Origin of the sequence: Nesterenkonia sp. AN1 (assembly GCF_000582475.1) — a bacterium.
GTDB classification, from domain to species: Bacteria; Actinomycetota; Actinomycetes; order Actinomycetales; family Micrococcaceae; genus Nesterenkonia; species Nesterenkonia aurantiaca.
In genome coordinates, this window is record NZ_JEMO01000001.1 from 296,851 (window position 1) to 312,322 (window position 15,472).

Here is a 15,472-nt window from a genome sequence, read left to right on the forward strand (position 1 = left end):
TGTGGCTGACGCCTCTACCCCCAGATCGTCTGCGGATGCACCCCGCAGCCCGAAGGACCAAGAACGCTCACAGCACGCAGACCTTTCAGGCGCCGGAGGCCCCGAGGCCGATGGCCCGGACTTCAACGGCAGGGACTCCAACGGCGGGGACTCCAACGGCGCGGACCCCCAGGGCCCGGTGCTGATCCGCACCCGCCGCACGGCGCTGCTCGGCGCGATGTTCCTGATGGCCACCAGCGCGGTGGGCCCGGGCTTCATCACTCAGACCGCGACCTTCACCTATCAGCTCGGGGCCGCCTTCGGCTTCGCGATCCTGATCTCGGTGCTGGTGGACATCGCGGTCCAGCTCAACGTCTGGCGCGTGCTCGGGGTCTCCGGGCTCTACGCGCAGACCCTGGGCAACCGAATCCTGCCCGGCCTCGGCTGGGCGCTGGCGGCGCTGATCTTCTTCGGCGGCGTGGTCTTCAACATCGGCAACATCGCCGGTGCCGGGCTCGGCTTGAACGCGATGACCGGCATGGACGCCCGCATCGGCGGCGGACTCTCGGTGATCCTCGCGCTGCTGATCTTCTTCTCCAAGAAGGCCGGAGTCGCGCTGGACCGGATCGTCGTCGCCTGTGGCGCCGTGCTGATCCTGCTGATGATCTTCATGGCCGTCACCACCGCCCCGCCGCTGGGCGAGGCGCTGCGCCAGACCTTCGTGCCGGACCAGGTGGAGTTCCTGGTGATCACCACGCTGATCGGCGGCACCGTCGGCGGCTACATCACCTACGCCGGCGCCCACCGGCTCATCGCCTCCGGCAACACCGGGGTGGAGAACGTCAAGGCGATCTCGCAGACCTCCATCCTGGGGATCGTCGTGGCGACCATCATCCGCTTCCTGCTCTTCCTGGCCGTGCTCGGAGTGGTCTCCACCGGTGTGGTCCTGGCTGAGGACAACGTCGCCGCCGATGCGTTCTCCGTGGCGCTCGGCGAGATCGGCCTGCGGGTCTTCGGAGCGGTCTTCTGGGTCGCCGCGATCACCTCGGTCCTGGGCTGCACCTACACCACCGTGTCCTTCCTGACCACGAAGAACACCAAGGACAGCACCAAGAACTGGTACTTCCTGGGCTTCCTGGTGATCACCACCGCAGCATTCCTGATGCTGGGCCAGGCACCCCAGACCCTGCTGATCATGGCCGGCGCCTTCAACGGCACCGTGCTGCCGCTGGGCTTCGCCGTGATCCTCTACGCCGCCTGGCGCCGCCGCGACCTGCTCCAGGGTTATAAGTACCCCAAGTGGCTGCTGATCCTCGGCGTCCTGGTCTGGCTGCTGACCATCTTCATGGGCTATAGCTCGCTGGGCGGTCTGGCCAGCCTCTGGACCGAAGGATGAGCCACGCCCCAGGTTCAACGGCCCAGCTGAGTCCCGCCGCAGCCCGCGCGCAGTTCCGTGCCGGGCTGCGGCGACCCACCAGCGGGATCAGCCCCGGCTTCGCCCAGGTCAACCTGCTGGCACTGCCCCGAGAGCTGGCCTTCGACATGCTGCTCTTCGCGCAGCGCAACCCGAAGTCCTGCCCGGTGCTCGGGGTGTTCGAGCCCGGAGAGTTTCACGACGCCGGTGCGGCGAGTCCGCTGTTGGCGCAGGGCGATCTGCGCACCGACATCCCGGCCTACCGGGTGTACCGCGACGGCGAGCTGGTCGCGGAACCCGATGACGCCAGGCAGCATTGGCGTGAGGATCTGGTGGCCTTCCTGATCGGGTGCAGCTTCACCTTCGAGGCCCCGCTGCTCGAGGCTGGCATCCCGATCGCGCACATCGAGCAGGGCGTGAACGTGCCGATGTACAAGACGGCACTTCGCTGCGCACCGGCGGGAGAACTCAGCGGACCCCTCGTGGTCTCGATGCGCCCGCTGCCCGCTGACCTGATCGCCGACGCGGTCCGGATCACCTCGCGCTATCCCGGGGTCCACGGCGCCCCGGTGCACATCGGCAGCCCCGCAGACCTGGGGATCGCCGATCTCGGCGCACCGGACTTCGGGGACCCGGTACAGATCCCCGCCGGCTGGACCCCGGTGTTCTGGGCCTGCGGGGTCACCCCACAGGCGGCGGTGATGGAGTCCCGGCCGGAGTTCGCGATCAGCCATGCCCCCGGGCACATGCTGATCACCGACCTGCCCAACACCGCGCTCCAGGTGCCCTGAGCCGCAGTCGACCCCGGGGTTGGCTGCGCCGGCGCAGGTCTTGAAGAGGAGCTTGATTCCCGATCGGGGTGTGGGAAACCTCATGAGCTTCAGCGTATGACGGTCCTTGCGGGTCGTCCGGGTTCAGCCATAGGGTCGAAATCATGAGCACTCATTCCACTTCCGCTTCCTTCCCCGATGCCAGCGAGCTGCAGGCACTCAGCTGGCCTTCGACGATCCGACCACCCGCCACAGCAAGATCTCCCCGCCGAAGCAGGACCAGCCCGAGCCGGGCCTCGAGGTGGACGCAGAGCCGGTCCCGGACATCGGCCTGGAGTCCTATCGCGGACTCGGTCGGCTGCAGGGCCGCAAGGCCCTGGTGACGGGTGGTGACTCGGGCATCGGTGCGGCCACCGCCGTCGCCTTCGCCCGCGAGGGCGCCGATGTGGCCATCGCCTACCTCCCCGCTGAGGGCAAGGACGCCGAGCGCGTCATCGCCGCGATCAAGGATGCCGGGCGCACCGCGGTCGCGCTGCCCGGTGACCTGATGGACCAGACGTACCGCGAGGGCCTGGTCGACTCTGCCGCCGAGCAGCTGGGCGGACTCGACATCCTGGTCAACAACGCCGGAAAGCAGATCGTCAACGACTCCCTCGAGGAGCTGACCGACGAACAGGTCGACGAGGCCTTCCAGATCAACATCAAGTCGATGTACACGCTGAGCCGTTCGGCGCTGAAGCACATGGGCCCGGGCTCGACGATCGTGAACTCCACCTCGGTCCAGGCCTACCAGCCCAACCCGATGCTGCTGGACTACGCCGCCACCAAGGCCGCGATCAACAACTTCACCAAGGGTCTGGCCCAGCAGCTCGGCCCCCGAGGCATCCGCGTCAACGCCGTGGCCCCGGGTCCGGTCTGGACGATCATTCAGCCCACTCAGGGCCAGCCCAAGGAGAAGCTCCCGGAGTTCGGCCACGACACGCCGCTGGGCCGCCCGGGACAGCCGGTGGAGATGGCGCCGGCCTTCGTCTTCCTGGCCTCGCCGGAGTCCAGCTACGTCAGCGGTGAGACCCTCAACGCCAACGGCGGCACGCCCACACCCTGACGCCTCCGCGAAGCTCTTTCTGCAGGTGCGCCGAACCGTGGGTCAGCTGCTCGAAGAACCGGCCCCGGCGCCGTCGGCGTCCTTGCCCCGCGGGCCCGAGCGGGGGATCCGGCGAGCCACACCCTGGTGGACGTCATGGCGGCCATGGACCAGCCAGTAGAGCACCAGCGAGAGCACGACGACGCCGGCGCACATCGCGTACATGAAGCGGTAGTCCGCGTAGCTGACCAGGGGACCCAGCAGCAGCGGGGAGAACCCGAACCCGGCGTCGAGCATGATGAAGAAGGTCGAGATCCCGATGCTGGTCCGGTGCGCGGGAAGATCCGAGGCGATGATCGCCTGGAGCACCGGCAGCAGCGAGCCGAAGCCGAAGCCGGCCAGCACCCCGGCGGTGAGCAGCACCCCCTGGTTCGGCGCCCAGGCGAGCAGCCCCATGGCGATGATGTAGAAGATCACCGCCGGGTACACCGCCGCGTTGTCCCCGAAGCGGTCCTGGACCTTGCCCATGAACAGCCGCGAGGCCAGCACCGCACCGGCGTAGATCACGAAGAACAGCGAAGCGGCGTCCACCATGTCGAGGCTGCGCGCGTAGCCGTTGAGGAAGGTCATCACCGAGGCGAAGCCGATGCCCAGCAGCATCGCCACCAGGGAGATCTTGAACGCACGGGGTTCGATGATGTCTCGCGGGCGCAGGGTCAGCTTCTCGATCAGGCTGGTGCGCCAGGGCTTGTCCTCGGGAAGGCGCAGGAACAGCGCGAAGATCAGGGCGATCACCGAGACGATGGTGACCGCGAGGAACATCGCCCAGAAGTCGTAGCGCTGGGTCAGCTGGATCGCGGCGAGCGGGCCGATGGCCGGTGGCAGCGAGTTCGCCAGCAGGTAGTAGCCAGCGCCTTCGCCGCGGCGCGTGCGCGGGATCATCGCGAAGACCCCGGCATTCAGCGCGGTCTGCCCGAAGCCGAAAGAGATTCCATGCACCGCGCGCAGCGCGATGAGCATCTCGTAGCTGTCCACCACGAGGTAGGCCAGACCGGCGAGCACGTAGACCACCAGACAGGCCAGCACGGTGCGGCGCCGGCCCAGGAAGTTCACGTACTTTCCGGCGAAGATCCGGGCGGCCAGCGCGCCGACCACGAAGGCGGAGGCGGCGAACCCGGCGGCGGTCTCTCCGGCGGAGAACTCCTCGGCGGCGTAGACCGCCAGACCGGTGACCAGGACGAAGAACACGATCGCGAGAAAGAGGTTGATCACGATCGCCAGCAGGAAGTCCTTGGTGAAGAGCGGCTCCTTCGGCTCAGCGGCAGTCTTCTTGGCGGCGATCACAGCCCGATTGTTTCATGGTTCGCAGGGGAAACGACCGCCGGAGCGCGTGTTCTGGCTCATGATCCAGGTCAGGGGATGACCGCCGGGGTATGGCACGCTGGGGGGATGATTCACAGCGTCCGGGAAGTAGGGCAGCGGGCCCTGCTCATCGAGGTCACCGCGGAGGGAGACCTCTCTCTTCTGATGACGCACCTGGCCGGGCAGCCCTTCTCCGGTCAGCTGGACGCGATTCCCGGGGTCCGGACGGTCCTGGTGGACTTCCGCCGACGCCGTGACGCGCAGACCGCGCTGAAGCAGGCCAAGCGGCTCAAGCTGCGTCGGCGCAGGTCTGCTGCTTCCAGCGGCTCGACCGCCAAGGAAGCTGACGGGGAGGTGCCCGAGGAGACCGTGGGAGGCGAGGACCCGGCCGTCGAGATCCCGCAGTCCTACGCCGGAGGCCTGCAGCCCCAGGAGCGCGAGGCCGTGGTGGAGGTGCTGCCCAACGCGACCTGCGAGTCTCCGGGCCAGGTCCTGGTCCAGGACCTGGGTCGCTATGGCTTCGGCGGCCTGGGCGTCGGCCGCGCGGGACCGGCCGATTTCTCCGCCGCGCGCCAGGCGAACCGGTTGATCGGCAATGACGACTCCGCTGCGGTCCTGGAGATCTGCGGGGGAGGACTCAGCGTGCGCCTGTGCCAGACCTCGATCCTCGCCGTGACCGGGGCCGAGGTCCCCCTGGAGATCCTCACGCAGGAACCCGTGCCGATCTCCCGGGGAGGCACCGAGGTGGCCCAGACCACCCAGCGCAGCCGCACAGCCCCGGGCCGCGCCCCGTTCTGGGTCTTCCCCGGCGAGGTGCTGCACCTGGGGCCGCCGCGTCGCGGGGTCTTCAGCTACCTGGGGATCTCCGGCGGCCTGGAGGCGCCGGTGGTCCTGGGCAGCTGCGCCACGGACACGGTGGCCGGGATCGGACCGGCCCCGGTGCAGGTGGGGGACCGCTTCGGGCTGGCCGGCGCGGCCTCGCGCTTCGTGGGCATCGCCTCTGTGGCGCCCACCCCGCTGCCGCTGCCGGGGGAGGCCACCGTGCTGCGCTACGTGCCCGGCCCTCGGGTCGAGTACTTCGGCACCCGCCGCGCCGGGGCCGCCGGCCTGTCCCGGCTCGAGGGACAGCCCTGGGAGGTCATGACCGGGTCCAACCGGTCCAGCCTGCTGCTCGACGGCGACGATCCCCTCACGCGCACCCAGCCCGAGGCGCTGCCGGCGGAACCGCTGCTGCGCGGCGCCATCAGCATCGCCGCATCCGGCCAGCCCTCGGTGGCGCTGGCGGAACATCCGGTGACCAGTGCCGACCCGGTGCTGGGCGTCGTGGTGCGTGAGGATCTCTCGCTGGCTGCGCAGCTCTCACCCGGCGCCGAGGTGCGTTTCCAGGCGGTGGACCCCGAGACGCTGGGTGCCGTTAGCACTCGGTGAGATAATGACCGACGTCGTGGTGCCCCGGTGCGGTCATCAGACCCGCTTTCCCCTACCTTCCTGACCGAGGAGTCCATCATCCCTGCCGAGTCTTCCGCCTCCCAGACCAGCCCCCGGGGCGACGCCGCGCCTTCGGTCGCACGCGAGGACGCCGCCGGCCCGCCTCCGGCTCGTCGCACCTCCTTGCCGGGGAACCTGATCCGGGGTGCCATGATCGGCACCGTGGAGACCGTCCCCGGGGTCTCCGGAGGCACCGTCGCGCTGGTGGTCGGGATCTACCGGCAGCTCATCGACTCGGCCTCCCATGTGGTCTCCGCCGGTCGGGCGCTGATCACCGGGCCGGATCGGGGAGCCGGTTTCATGCGTCACCTTCGCCTGGTGGAGTGGAAGGTAGTCCTGCCGGTCATGGTCGGGATGATCATCGCGGTGTTCACCCTCGCCGGGCCGATGTCCGAGGCCGTGGAGGCCTACCCCGAGCTCACCCGGGCGACCTTCTTCGGGATGGTGCTCGCCTCGATCTTCGTGCCGCTGCAGATGGCCTGGTTCGACCGTTCGGGACCACTGAAGGCCTCACACCTGCTGGCCGGCATCGCCGCCGCCGGTCTGACCTTCTGGCTGGTCTCGCTGCCGCCCACCGCGGTGGAGCCCACCTGGTACGTGATCCTTCCCGCGGCCGCCATCGCCGTCTCGGCACTGCTGCTGCCGGGACTCTCTGGGTCCTTCCTGCTGCTGACCTTCGGGCTCTACGAGCCCACGCTGCGCGCCGCAGCCGATCGTGACCTCGCCTACCTGGGCATCTTCGCGCTGGGCCTCGCGCTCGGCGTGATCTCCATCGTGAAGGGCCTGAAGTGGCTGCTGGATCACCGGCACCGGATCACCATGGTGGTGCTCGCCGGGGTGATGGTCGGTGCGCTGCGCACGCTGTGGCCCTGGCAGGACGAGGGCCGCGGGCTGCTGGGCCCGGGTGAGAACCTCGGACTGGCACTGGGACTGGGCGCCGCAGGGTTCGCCGTGGTGCTGGTGCTGGTGCTGCTGGACTACCGGTTGTCCCAGCGCCAGGCGCGCTAGCGATGGCGAGCCCCGGGACCAGGCCAAAGACGACGACGGCGGCCGGCCGGGGACCGCGCGCGCTGCTGCTGATCGCCGCGGCGCTGAACCTGCTGCCGGCCGTGGCCTTCTCGCTGCTCGCATTCTTCATCCTCAGCTACGAGCAGTTCAGCCTCGTGGCCGGGACCGGGTCCCTCGCCGCGGCGATCTGCACGCTCTACGCGCTGTACCTGGCCTCGCTGCGCAGGATCCTTCGGGTGTTCCTGGGTGGGGTGGCGCTGCTGGCCGCAGTGCTCTTCATCGGCGGCGATGCACTCCTGCGCGCCATGCCCAGCGAGAGCATCGGTCCTGGGCTGGTTCCGCTGATGGGGCTGCTGCTGCACCTCTCAGCGGCGGTCACACTCTTGACGCTGGGTCTGATCTACCAGACTCCGAGAACGTCTCCGCGGCGGGGCTGAGAAGGCACCGGGTGGGGGCTGGGAAGGCACCGGGCTCGGGCTGGGGCCCCTCAACCCCGCGCAGCCGCCGGAAGGTGTTGGTCCCGGGCCGCGGGATCGGCGATCTCGCCCGGCGCTGTGACGATCAGGGAATCAGCTGCGCCGCGTGGATCGCGACCCCGGTGGCGCGAGACACCTGCAGCTCGGCCGTGTCACGAGCGGCCAGCGAGTCTGCGGCATCGAGGCTCGCCAGGACCACGTTCTCGCCATCCATCTCGTAGTCCGAGATCGACTCGCTGCGCTGCCCGCGGAGGTTCAGAATCTCCTGTTCATCCAGGGAGCGTTCCAGGGTCAGAGCTACGCGGTATCGAGTCAACGTGGGGCCTTTCAAAGGTGATGGGCTCGGTGCCCTGCTCTGAAAGATAGCGTGCTCAGCGGCGTCGGGACTCTCCGATTCCGAATTATGACCCGCGGCCGTGGGATGGACTCGGGTCCTGCGGGCCTGCACCGACTCTGCGCAGGTCGGGCGCTCAGGGCTTGGTCCAGATGTGCAGCAGGCAGCCATAGGACAGGCCGAGTCGATCCGGGTGGCGTCGCAGCCAATCCTCGGCGACCTCGGTGGGGAACTCCAGGTTCAGGACCCGCTCGAAGTCACTCCGGCGGTGGAACTGCCAGCGGCTCATCACCGCGGTGGTGCGCGCGCCCTGTTCCTGCCACCAGACCGAGGGATAGCTGTCCCGGCCCTGCGCGGCAGCGGGAGCGCTCGCGCGCAGCAGCGCGGCGAACTCGCCGAGCGCATGGTCGTTGTCGATCACCACCAGCTTGCCCCCGGGCCGCAGGACCCGAGCGACCTCCTTCAGCCCGGCCGCGGGGTCGAAGAACTCGGAGGGGAAGAAGTACGCGAGGCGGGCGTGGACCACGTCGACGCTGGAATCTGCCAGCGGAATATGCTCGGCCGAGCCCTGGAAGACCGCGGCGCGTCGGGTGCGGGCCCGGGCGGCCTCCAGGAGCCGGCTGTCGGGTTCGATCCCGATGGTCTTCTCCGCCTCGGAATACTTCGGCAGCCAGTAGCCCGCGCCGCAGCCCAGATCCACCAGCACCTTGTGCCGCCAGTCCGCGGCTCGTCGCAGCGCCTCCCAAAGCGTCCCCTGCGGATCGATCGCGCCGTTCTCGAGCTCATAGCCGGCCGGGTCACCGCCCTGGTTCGCCGCAGGGACGAAGTCATTGAGCGTCATGACGCGATTCTCGCAGAGTCTGGCCTCCTGACAAGGGGCGTCATCGTGGAACACGATCGAGAGATCGAGCGGGTCAGATGCTGGAGACACCAGACCCTTGCGGGTCTACGCTTGGACCATGCCGCTGCGGTCCGCGTCCTCTGCGTCGCACCCCCTGGAGCTTTCCCTGCCCTTCACCGGTAGCTGGATGGTGCAGAACAGCCCGGCCTCACACGTTCCGAGCCACGGGACCGACCTCTTCGGCATCCGCTACGCCATCGATTTCGTCGCCGTCAACTCCCGCGGTCGGTCCGCCGACTCGCGGAGCTGGCGCAGCGTCCTTGCCTCCGAGAAGCCGGAGCTGTTCTTCGGCTTCGGAAAGACGGTGCTGGCGCCGTGTGAGGGCACCGTGCGGGTGATCCACGACGGCGAGGAGGACCACTCGGCCAGACGTTCGCAGCTGAGCCTGATCCCCTACATGCTGAGGCAGCCCTCCCGGGTCCGCCAGGGACCGGCTGCGGTGGCGGGAAACCACGTGATCATCGAGGATCCGCAGAGTCAGCGCTTCATCGCACTGGTGCACCTGCGCCGCGGCTCGATCCGGGTCCACACCGGCCAGCGGCTCAGCTCTGGGGAGATCCTCGCCGAATGCGGCAACAGCGGAAACTCCACTCAGCCACATATCCATCTCCAGGCCATGGACCGCCTTGACCTTGACTCGGCCCAGGGCGTGCCGATCATGTTTCGGGACTTCCAGGAGCAGATTCGCAGCGGAGAGACCGCGGTGATCTGGCACGGTGTCCCCGCAAGCTCCTCTGTGGTCCAACCGGTCCGGCCGGCTCCTGCCTGAGTGGGCCACGGATGCGGGGCCGGGACCCTGCAGGCCTGGTGCTCGGATGAGGTGACCATGGGAGACGATACCGATGACCCAGCCACAGCGTGACTGTGTGATCGCCGGGGGAGGGCCTGCCGGGATGATGCTGGGCTACCTGCTGGCCCGCGCCGGGCTGGCGGTCACCGTGGTCGAGAAGCACGCTGATTTCTTCCGTGACTTCCGCGGTGACACCGTCCACCCCTCCACGATCACGCTCCTGGCCGAGCTCGGGCTGCGCGAGAAGTTTCTGGCGCTGCCCGTCACTCAGCTCTGCACCCTCGACGCCGTCATCGAGGGTGAGCGGATGACCCTGGTGGACTTCGGGGTGCTGCGCGCACCGGACAATTTCCTGGTCTTGGCCCCGCAGTGGGACTTCCTGGACTTCCTCGCCCAGGAAGCAAGGACGCTGCCGGGCTTCGACCTGCAGATGGACACCGAAGCCATTGGTCTGCTGCGTGCGCCCCTGGACCAGGATCCGGGGCGGGAAGATGCTCAGGGAACTGACAGCGCCCGGGCCGTGCTCGGTCTGCGTGTCCGCTCAGCTGGCGGTGATCAGCAGATTCATGCCCGGCTCACGGTGGCCGCAGATGGCAGAACCTCTGCGCTGCGCGAAGCTGCCGGGCTGCGAGCGGTGGAGTCCGGGGTGCCCATCGACGTGCTCTGGTTCAGCCTTCCAAAGCCCTCCGATCCGCCACCGGCGACCCTGGCCTATGTCTCCTCGGCAGGCATGGTGCTGACCATCGATCGTGGCGACACCTACCAATCCGGCCTGATCATCAAGAAGGGCGCATTCCCCGCGATGCAGCAGATCGGGATCACCGAGTTCCGCACCCGGCTTGTGGCGGCGGCTCCGGTGCTCGCCGGGGTCGCGGACACCCTCACCGAATGGGAGCAGATCAAGCTGCTCACGGTGCAGATCAATCGGCTCCTGCGCTGGCACCGGCCCGGATTCATCGCGATCGGCGACGCCGCCCATGCGATGTCCCCGATGTTCGGAGTGGGCGTGAACTACGCCATCCAGGATGCGGTCGCGCTCGCCAATGCGATCACCCCGCAGCTGCGGCAGGGTGTGGTCCCGGAGCGCACGCTGGCTGAAGTTCAGGCCCGTCGGGAGCGCCCGGTGAAGGTGATGCAGGCCATTCAGGGCCGGGGGCATCGGGTGATCGCGCGTGCCACCGCTGGGCAACGCGTGCTTTCCCTGGGCGCGGTGAGACTGCTGCGGCTGGGCTCACCTGTGCTGCGTCGGATCCTGGCCCGGGTCGTCGGGGTCGGTCTGCTTCCGGAACATGTGCGCACCCCTCTCGGCGGATCCCGATGATGGCATTCCGAAACGTGGCCGAAAACACTGCTGTGGCACAATGAGGGGAAACCGAATCATCGCCATGTCCCCTGTGTGGGAGAGTCCGGCTGGCGCCCAGAGCAGTGTTCGCACTGCAGCCCTGGGCGCGGATCCGGCGCCGAAGGAGCAATATCCTCCCCGGGAATCTCTCAGGCACTCAGTACCGTGCAGGGGTGGCAACTCTGGAAAGCAGCACGTCAGGACGATGTCCTGGCTGGCTCACCGAAGGTGCAAGCCGGTTCTGCCCCGTCTGACGGGAGCGGTGACCGGTGAATCTCTCAGGTCCATCACAGAGCGGGGGAGGAACCCGCGCCATCTCCATGCCTGGAAGGTTCCTCTATGACCGTCACATCCGTCCGTCGCAGCTCCACCCTCGCCCCCGATGCCACCGAGTTCTCCGCCCGGCACATCGGGCCCACCACCGAGACCGCAGGCACCATGCTCGACGCCCTCGGCTACGACTCGCTGACCGATCTGGTCGACGCCGCGGTGCCTGAGGCGATCCGCCAGCCCGAACTGCTGAACCTTCCCGAGGCGCTCACCGAGGCCGAGACGCTGCAGGCGCTGCGCGTCTACGCGGAGAAGAACCAGCCCCACACCCAGATGATCGGGCAGGGCTTCTACGACACCCACACCCCGCAGGTGGTCCTGCGCAACGTGCTGCAGAACCCCGCCTGGTACACCGCCTACACGCCGTACCAGCCGGAGATCTCGCAGGGTCGACTCGAGGCGCTGCTGAACTTCCAGACGATGGTCGCCGACCTCACCGGTCTGGACATCGCCAACGCCTCGCTGCTGGACGAATCCTCCGCGGTGGCCGAGGCCATCCTGCTGATGCGCCGCGGCAACAAGAAGCGCGCCACCGCGAAGATCGTGCTCGACGCCGACATCTTCCCGCAGACCCGCGCCGTGGTCGCCGGCCGCGCCGAGGCGCTGGGCATCGAGCTCCAGACCGTGGACATCGCCGCCGAAGGCCTGCCCGAGGGGGAGATCTGCGGACTGGTGCTGCAGCAGCCGGCCAACTCCGGCGCCGTCGTCGATCACCGCGCGGTCATCGCCGAGGCCAAAGAGCGCGGAGCGATGGTCACCATCGCCGCGGACCTGCTCGCGCTGACCCTGATCACCTCACCCGGCGAGCAGGGTGCCGACATCGCGGTGGGCAGCTCCCAGCGCTTCGGCGTGCCGCTGTTCTTCGGCGGCCCGCATGCGGCCTTCATGGCCGTGAAGTCCGGCCTGCAGCGTCAGCTCCCGGGCCGGCTGGTCGGGGTCTCCAAGGACGCCGAGGGCCGCCCCGCGTACCGGCTCGCCCTGCAGACCCGCGAGCAGCACATCCGCCGCGAGAAGGCCACCTCGAACATCTGCACCGCTCAGGCGCTGCTGGCCGTGGCGGCCTCGATGTACGCCGTCTACCACGGCCCCGAGGGCCTGACCCGGATCGCGAAGCGGGTCCACGGCCACGCCCGCACCCTGGCGACCGCGCTGCGCGGCGCCGGTCAGGAGCTGATCGCCGAGTCCTTCTTCGACACGGTCCAGGTCCGGCTGGACTCCCACGATCAGGCCGAGAAGGTCATCGCCGCCGCCGAAGCCGCCGGGGTCAACCTGCGCCGGGTCAGCGAGGACGTCGTGGGCATCTCCACCGACGAGACGACGACGCCGGCGCAGCTCGCCGCCGTCGCACAGGCTTTCGGCGTCAAGGATGCCCTGCCGGTCGCGGATCCGTCCGCATCCGCCGCGCAGGCAGAGTCCGCCGCCCAGGACCAGGGCTTCGCGTTCCCCGAGTCCCTGACCCGCACCTCCGAGTTCATGACCCACCCGATCTTCCACGAGATCCGTTCCGAGACGCAGATGATGCGCTACCTGCGCCGGCTCTCGGACCGGGACCTCGCCCTGGACCGGACCATGATCCCGCTGGGTTCCTGCACCATGAAGCTCAACGCCGCCACCGAGATGGAGGCCATCTCCTGGCCCGAGTTCGCCGGGATTCACCCCTACGCCCCGGCGGAGCAGACCACCGGTTGGCGCGAAATGATCGCGGACCTGGAGTCCCGGCTCGCCGAGGTCACCGGATACGCCGCGGTCTCCATTCAGCCCAACGCCGGCTCCCAGGGTGAATACGCCGGGCTGCTGGCCATCCGGCAGTACCACCTCGCCCAGGGCGACGCCGCGCGGGACATCTGCCTGATCCCGGCCTCGGCCCACGGCACCAACGCCTCCTCGGCGGTGCTCGCGGGACTTCAGGTCGTCGTGGTCGCCACCGCGGAGGACGGGACCATCGACATGGCCGATATGGAGGCCAAGATCGCCGCGCACCCGGAGCGGATCGCCGCGATCATGCTCACCTATCCCTCCACCCACGGCGTCTACGAGACCGAGGTGCGTGAGGTCTGCTCGAAGATCCACGCCACCGGCGGCCAGGTCTACATCGACGGGGCGAACCTCAACGCCCTGGTCGGGCTCGCCCAGCCCGGCGAGTTCGGCGGCGACGTCTCGCACCTGAACCTGCACAAGACCTTCTGCATCCCGCACGGCGGCGGCGGACCCGGCGTCGGCCCGGTGGCCGTGGCCGAGCACCTGAAGCCGTTCCTGCCCAGCACCTCCGTGGGTGCCTCCTGGGCCACCGGGGAGCATGAGGGAGAAGGTCGCGACGGCGCCCCGGTCACCGCCACCCCCTTCGGCTCCGCCGGTGTGCTGCCGATCTCCTGGGCGTACCTGGCCATGATGGGCTCCGAGGGCCTGACCAGCGCCACCGCCCATGCGCTGCTGAGCGCGAACTACATCGCTGCGCAGCTCAAGGAGCATTTCCCGATCCTCTACACCGGGGAGCACGGGCTGATCGCCCACGAGTGCATCCTGGATCTGCGTGAGCTCACCAAGACCTCGGGGATCACCGCCGAGGATGTCTGCAAGCGCCTGATCGACTACGGGTTCCACGCACCCACCCTGGCCTTCCCGGTGAACGGGACGCTGATGGTCGAGCCTACCGAGTCCGAGGATCTGGCCGAGATCGACCGGTTCATCGCCGCGATGATCGGAGTGCGCGCCGAGATCCAGGACATCATCGAGGAGAAGATCAGCGCGGCGGAATCCCCGCTGCGTCTGGCTCCGCACCCTGCCGCCGTCGTCGCCGGCGACACCTGGGACCGGGCCTACCCGCGTGAACAGGCGGCCTTCCCGGTGCGCAACCTGCTCCAGGACAAGTACTTCCCGCCGGTGAGCCGGATCGACGGCGCCCACGGGGACCGCAACCTGGTCTGCTCCTGCCCACCGCCGGAGGCCTTCGAGCTCGAGGAGAGCACCGCATGAGAGAGACCGCGCTGAGCGCCGCCCACGCCGAACTGGGCGCCAGTTTCACCGACTTCGGCGGCTGGAAGATGCCGCTGAAGTACAGCTCCGAACTCGAGGAGCACCACGCGGTGCGCACCACCGCCGGGCTCTTCGACCTCTCCCATATGGGAGAGATCAGGATCGTCGGCCCCGATGCTGCGACCTTCCTGAACACCGCGCTGGTCGGCAACCTCGCCGCGGTGAAGATCGGCAAGGCGAAGTACTCGCTGATCTGCCGCGAGGACGGCGGGATCCTCGATGATCTGATCGCGTACCGGATCGATGAGGACGAGTACCTGCTGGTGCCCAATGCCTCGAACCGCGAGGTGGTCGCCGCTGCACTCAGCGAGCGTGCCGCCGCGGGCCCGGCCGGCAACACCGCATCCGCCGACAGCCCCACATCCTCCGACAGCCCCACATCCTCCGACAGCGCCGCACCCGAGGGGGCCGGCTTCGACGTCGAGGTCTGGGACGAATCCGAGGGGATCAGCCTGATCGCGGTGCAGGGACCCGTCGCGCAGAAGATCATCAGCTCCGTGGTGCGCGCGAATGAGACCTTCCTGGTCGAAGAGCTGGGCTACTACGCGTTCACCACGGTGAGCATCGGCGGCGACGAGATCCTGCTGGCCCGCACCGGCTACACCGGGGAGGACGGGTTCGAGCTGTTCCTGCCCAACGACAAGGCCCACGCCCTGTGGCTGGCGCTGCTGGAGGCCGGATCGGACGACGCTCTGGTGCCCTGCGGACTGGCCTGCCGGGATTCGCTGCGCCTGGAGGCCGGCATGCCGCTCTACGGCAACGAGCTCTCCACCGAGCGGGTCAGCTTCGAGGCCGGGCTGCCGGTGGTCTCCTTCAGCAAGCAGGAGAACTTCACAGGTCGCGCCGCCCTGGAGGCGGCCAAGGCCGAGGGTCGCGGCAAGACCTCGGGTCAGCGGCTGGTCGGGCTCAAGGGTCTGGGCAAGCGGGCCGGCCGCGGCGGCTACCCGGTGCTCGCCGTCGAGGGAGCGGCAGCCGGTGAGACCGTGGGCGCGGTGACCTCCGGGCTGCCCAGCCCGACCCTGGGCTTCCCGATCGCGATGGCCTACGTCGAGGTCGAGCACACCGAGCCCGGCACCCGGCTCGATATTGATCTGCGCGGCAAGCCCCAGCCCTTCGAAGTGGTCCCGCTGCCCTTCTACCGCCGCGCCCGCTGAGCGCGAC

The 15,472-nt window shown here is 68.9% G+C and carries 13 protein-coding genes and 1 riboswitch; of the genes, 10 read left to right on the forward strand and 3 right to left on the reverse strand.

The window, feature by feature from the left end; genetic code table 11:
• Positions 1 to 178 precede the first annotated feature (178 nt).
• The 3 genes from BG28_RS01440 (at position 179) to BG28_RS01450 (ending at position 3,268) form a co-directional block, all read left to right on the forward strand.
• Positions 179 to 1,375 (forward strand): NRAMP family divalent metal transporter, encoded by a 1,197-nt coding sequence (locus tag BG28_RS01440; RefSeq protein ID WP_036473600.1) that lies wholly within the window; start codon positions 179 to 181, stop codon positions 1,373 to 1,375.
• Positions 1,372 to 2,184: a putative hydro-lyase gene (locus BG28_RS01445; RefSeq protein ID WP_036473335.1), complete on the forward strand. Its 813-nt coding sequence runs from the start codon at positions 1,372 to 1,374 to the stop codon at positions 2,182 to 2,184. Before BG28_RS01440 ends, BG28_RS01445 begins: the two co-directional genes overlap by 4 nt.
• Before the next feature lie 202 nt (positions 2,185 to 2,386).
• Positions 2,387 to 3,268 (forward strand): SDR family oxidoreductase, encoded by an 882-nt coding sequence (locus BG28_RS01450; RefSeq protein WP_036473339.1) that lies wholly within the window; start codon positions 2,387 to 2,389, stop codon positions 3,266 to 3,268.
• A 42-nt stretch (positions 3,269 to 3,310) separates the two neighbouring features.
• Here BG28_RS01450 and BG28_RS01455 read toward each other — a convergent pair whose 3' ends face one another.
• Entirely contained in the window at positions 3,311 to 4,591 is a 1,281-nt protein-coding gene (locus BG28_RS01455) for an MFS transporter (protein ID WP_051500793.1), read from the reverse strand.
• Between the two features lie 105 nt (positions 4,592 to 4,696).
• Between BG28_RS01455 and BG28_RS01460 the strand changes: the two genes are divergently transcribed.
• Genes BG28_RS01460 through BG28_RS01470 form a run of 3 tightly spaced genes read left to right on the forward strand, consistent with a single transcriptional unit; the run spans position 4,697 to position 7,542 of the window.
• Entirely contained in the window at positions 4,697 to 6,037 is a 1,341-nt protein-coding gene (locus BG28_RS01460; RefSeq protein WP_051500794.1) for a biotin-dependent carboxyltransferase family protein, read from the forward strand.
• A 27-nt stretch (positions 6,038 to 6,064) separates the two neighbouring features.
• Positions 6,065 to 7,105 (forward strand): DUF368 domain-containing protein, encoded by a 1,041-nt coding sequence (locus BG28_RS01465; protein WP_235180908.1) that lies wholly within the window; start codon positions 6,065 to 6,067, stop codon positions 7,103 to 7,105.
• Positions 7,106 to 7,107: 2 nt separating this feature from the next.
• Positions 7,108 to 7,542 (forward strand): hypothetical protein, encoded by a 435-nt coding sequence (locus BG28_RS01470; protein ID WP_036473340.1) that lies wholly within the window; start codon positions 7,108 to 7,110, stop codon positions 7,540 to 7,542.
• Between the two features lie 124 nt (positions 7,543 to 7,666).
• Here BG28_RS01470 and BG28_RS01475 read toward each other — a convergent pair whose 3' ends face one another.
• Entirely contained in the window at positions 7,667 to 7,897 is a 231-nt protein-coding gene (locus tag BG28_RS01475; protein ID WP_036473341.1) for a hypothetical protein, read from the reverse strand.
• A 154-nt stretch (positions 7,898 to 8,051) separates the two neighbouring features.
• Positions 8,052 to 8,756 carry a class I SAM-dependent methyltransferase gene (locus BG28_RS01480; protein ID WP_036473343.1) on the reverse strand — a complete coding sequence of 235 codons (705 nt, stop codon included), beginning with the start codon at positions 8,754 to 8,756 and terminating at the stop codon, positions 8,052 to 8,054.
• Positions 8,757 to 8,874: 118 nt separating this feature from the next.
• Here BG28_RS01480 and BG28_RS01485 point away from each other — a divergent pair, with 118 nt between their 5' ends.
• The 4 genes from BG28_RS01485 (at position 8,875) to BG28_RS01500 (ending at position 15,465) form a co-directional block, all read left to right on the forward strand.
• Positions 8,875 to 9,585: a M23 family metallopeptidase gene (locus BG28_RS01485; RefSeq protein ID WP_036473345.1), complete on the forward strand. Its 711-nt coding sequence runs from the start codon at positions 8,875 to 8,877 to the stop codon at positions 9,583 to 9,585.
• A 73-nt stretch (positions 9,586 to 9,658) separates the two neighbouring features.
• Entirely contained in the window at positions 9,659 to 10,927 is a 1,269-nt protein-coding gene (locus BG28_RS01490; protein ID WP_036473347.1) for an FAD-dependent oxidoreductase, read from the forward strand.
• A gap of 66 nt (positions 10,928 to 10,993) precedes the next feature.
• Positions 10,994 to 11,124, forward strand: a riboswitch (glycine riboswitch).
• Between the two features lie 163 nt (positions 11,125 to 11,287).
• Positions 11,288 to 14,251 (forward strand): aminomethyl-transferring glycine dehydrogenase, encoded by a 2,964-nt coding sequence (gene gcvP / locus BG28_RS01495; RefSeq protein ID WP_036473349.1) that lies wholly within the window; start codon positions 11,288 to 11,290, stop codon positions 14,249 to 14,251.
• A complete protein-coding gene (locus BG28_RS01500; RefSeq protein ID WP_036473350.1) occupies positions 14,248 to 15,465 on the forward strand; it encodes a glycine cleavage system aminomethyltransferase GcvT in 1,218 nt (405 codons plus the stop codon). The genes gcvP and BG28_RS01500 overlap by 4 nt, the downstream gene beginning before the upstream one ends.
• Positions 15,466 to 15,472 lie beyond the last annotated feature (7 nt).

Bases quoted from the DNA above. Each gene is read 5' to 3' on its own strand.
- BG28_RS01480 (WP_036473343.1), bottom strand. From the start codon at position 8,756: ATGACGCTCAATGACTTCGTCCCTGCGGCGAACCAGGGCGGTGACCCG.
- BG28_RS01470 (WP_036473340.1), top strand. From the start codon at position 7,108: ATGGCGAGCCCCGGGACCAGGCCAAAGACGACGACGGCGGCCGGCCGG.
- BG28_RS01445 (WP_036473335.1), top strand. From the start codon at position 1,372: ATGAGCCACGCCCCAGGTTCAACGGCCCAGCTGAGTCCCGCCGCAGCC.
- BG28_RS01490 (WP_036473347.1), top strand. From the start codon at position 9,659: ATGACCCAGCCACAGCGTGACTGTGTGATCGCCGGGGGAGGGCCTGCC.
- BG28_RS01500 (WP_036473350.1), top strand. From the start codon at position 14,248: ATGAGAGAGACCGCGCTGAGCGCCGCCCACGCCGAACTGGGCGCCAGT.
- BG28_RS01485 (WP_036473345.1), top strand. From the start codon at position 8,875: ATGCCGCTGCGGTCCGCGTCCTCTGCGTCGCACCCCCTGGAGCTTTCC.
- gcvP (WP_036473349.1), top strand. From the start codon at position 11,288: ATGACCGTCACATCCGTCCGTCGCAGCTCCACCCTCGCCCCCGATGCC.
- BG28_RS01460 (WP_051500794.1), top strand. From the start codon at position 4,697: ATGATTCACAGCGTCCGGGAAGTAGGGCAGCGGGCCCTGCTCATCGAG.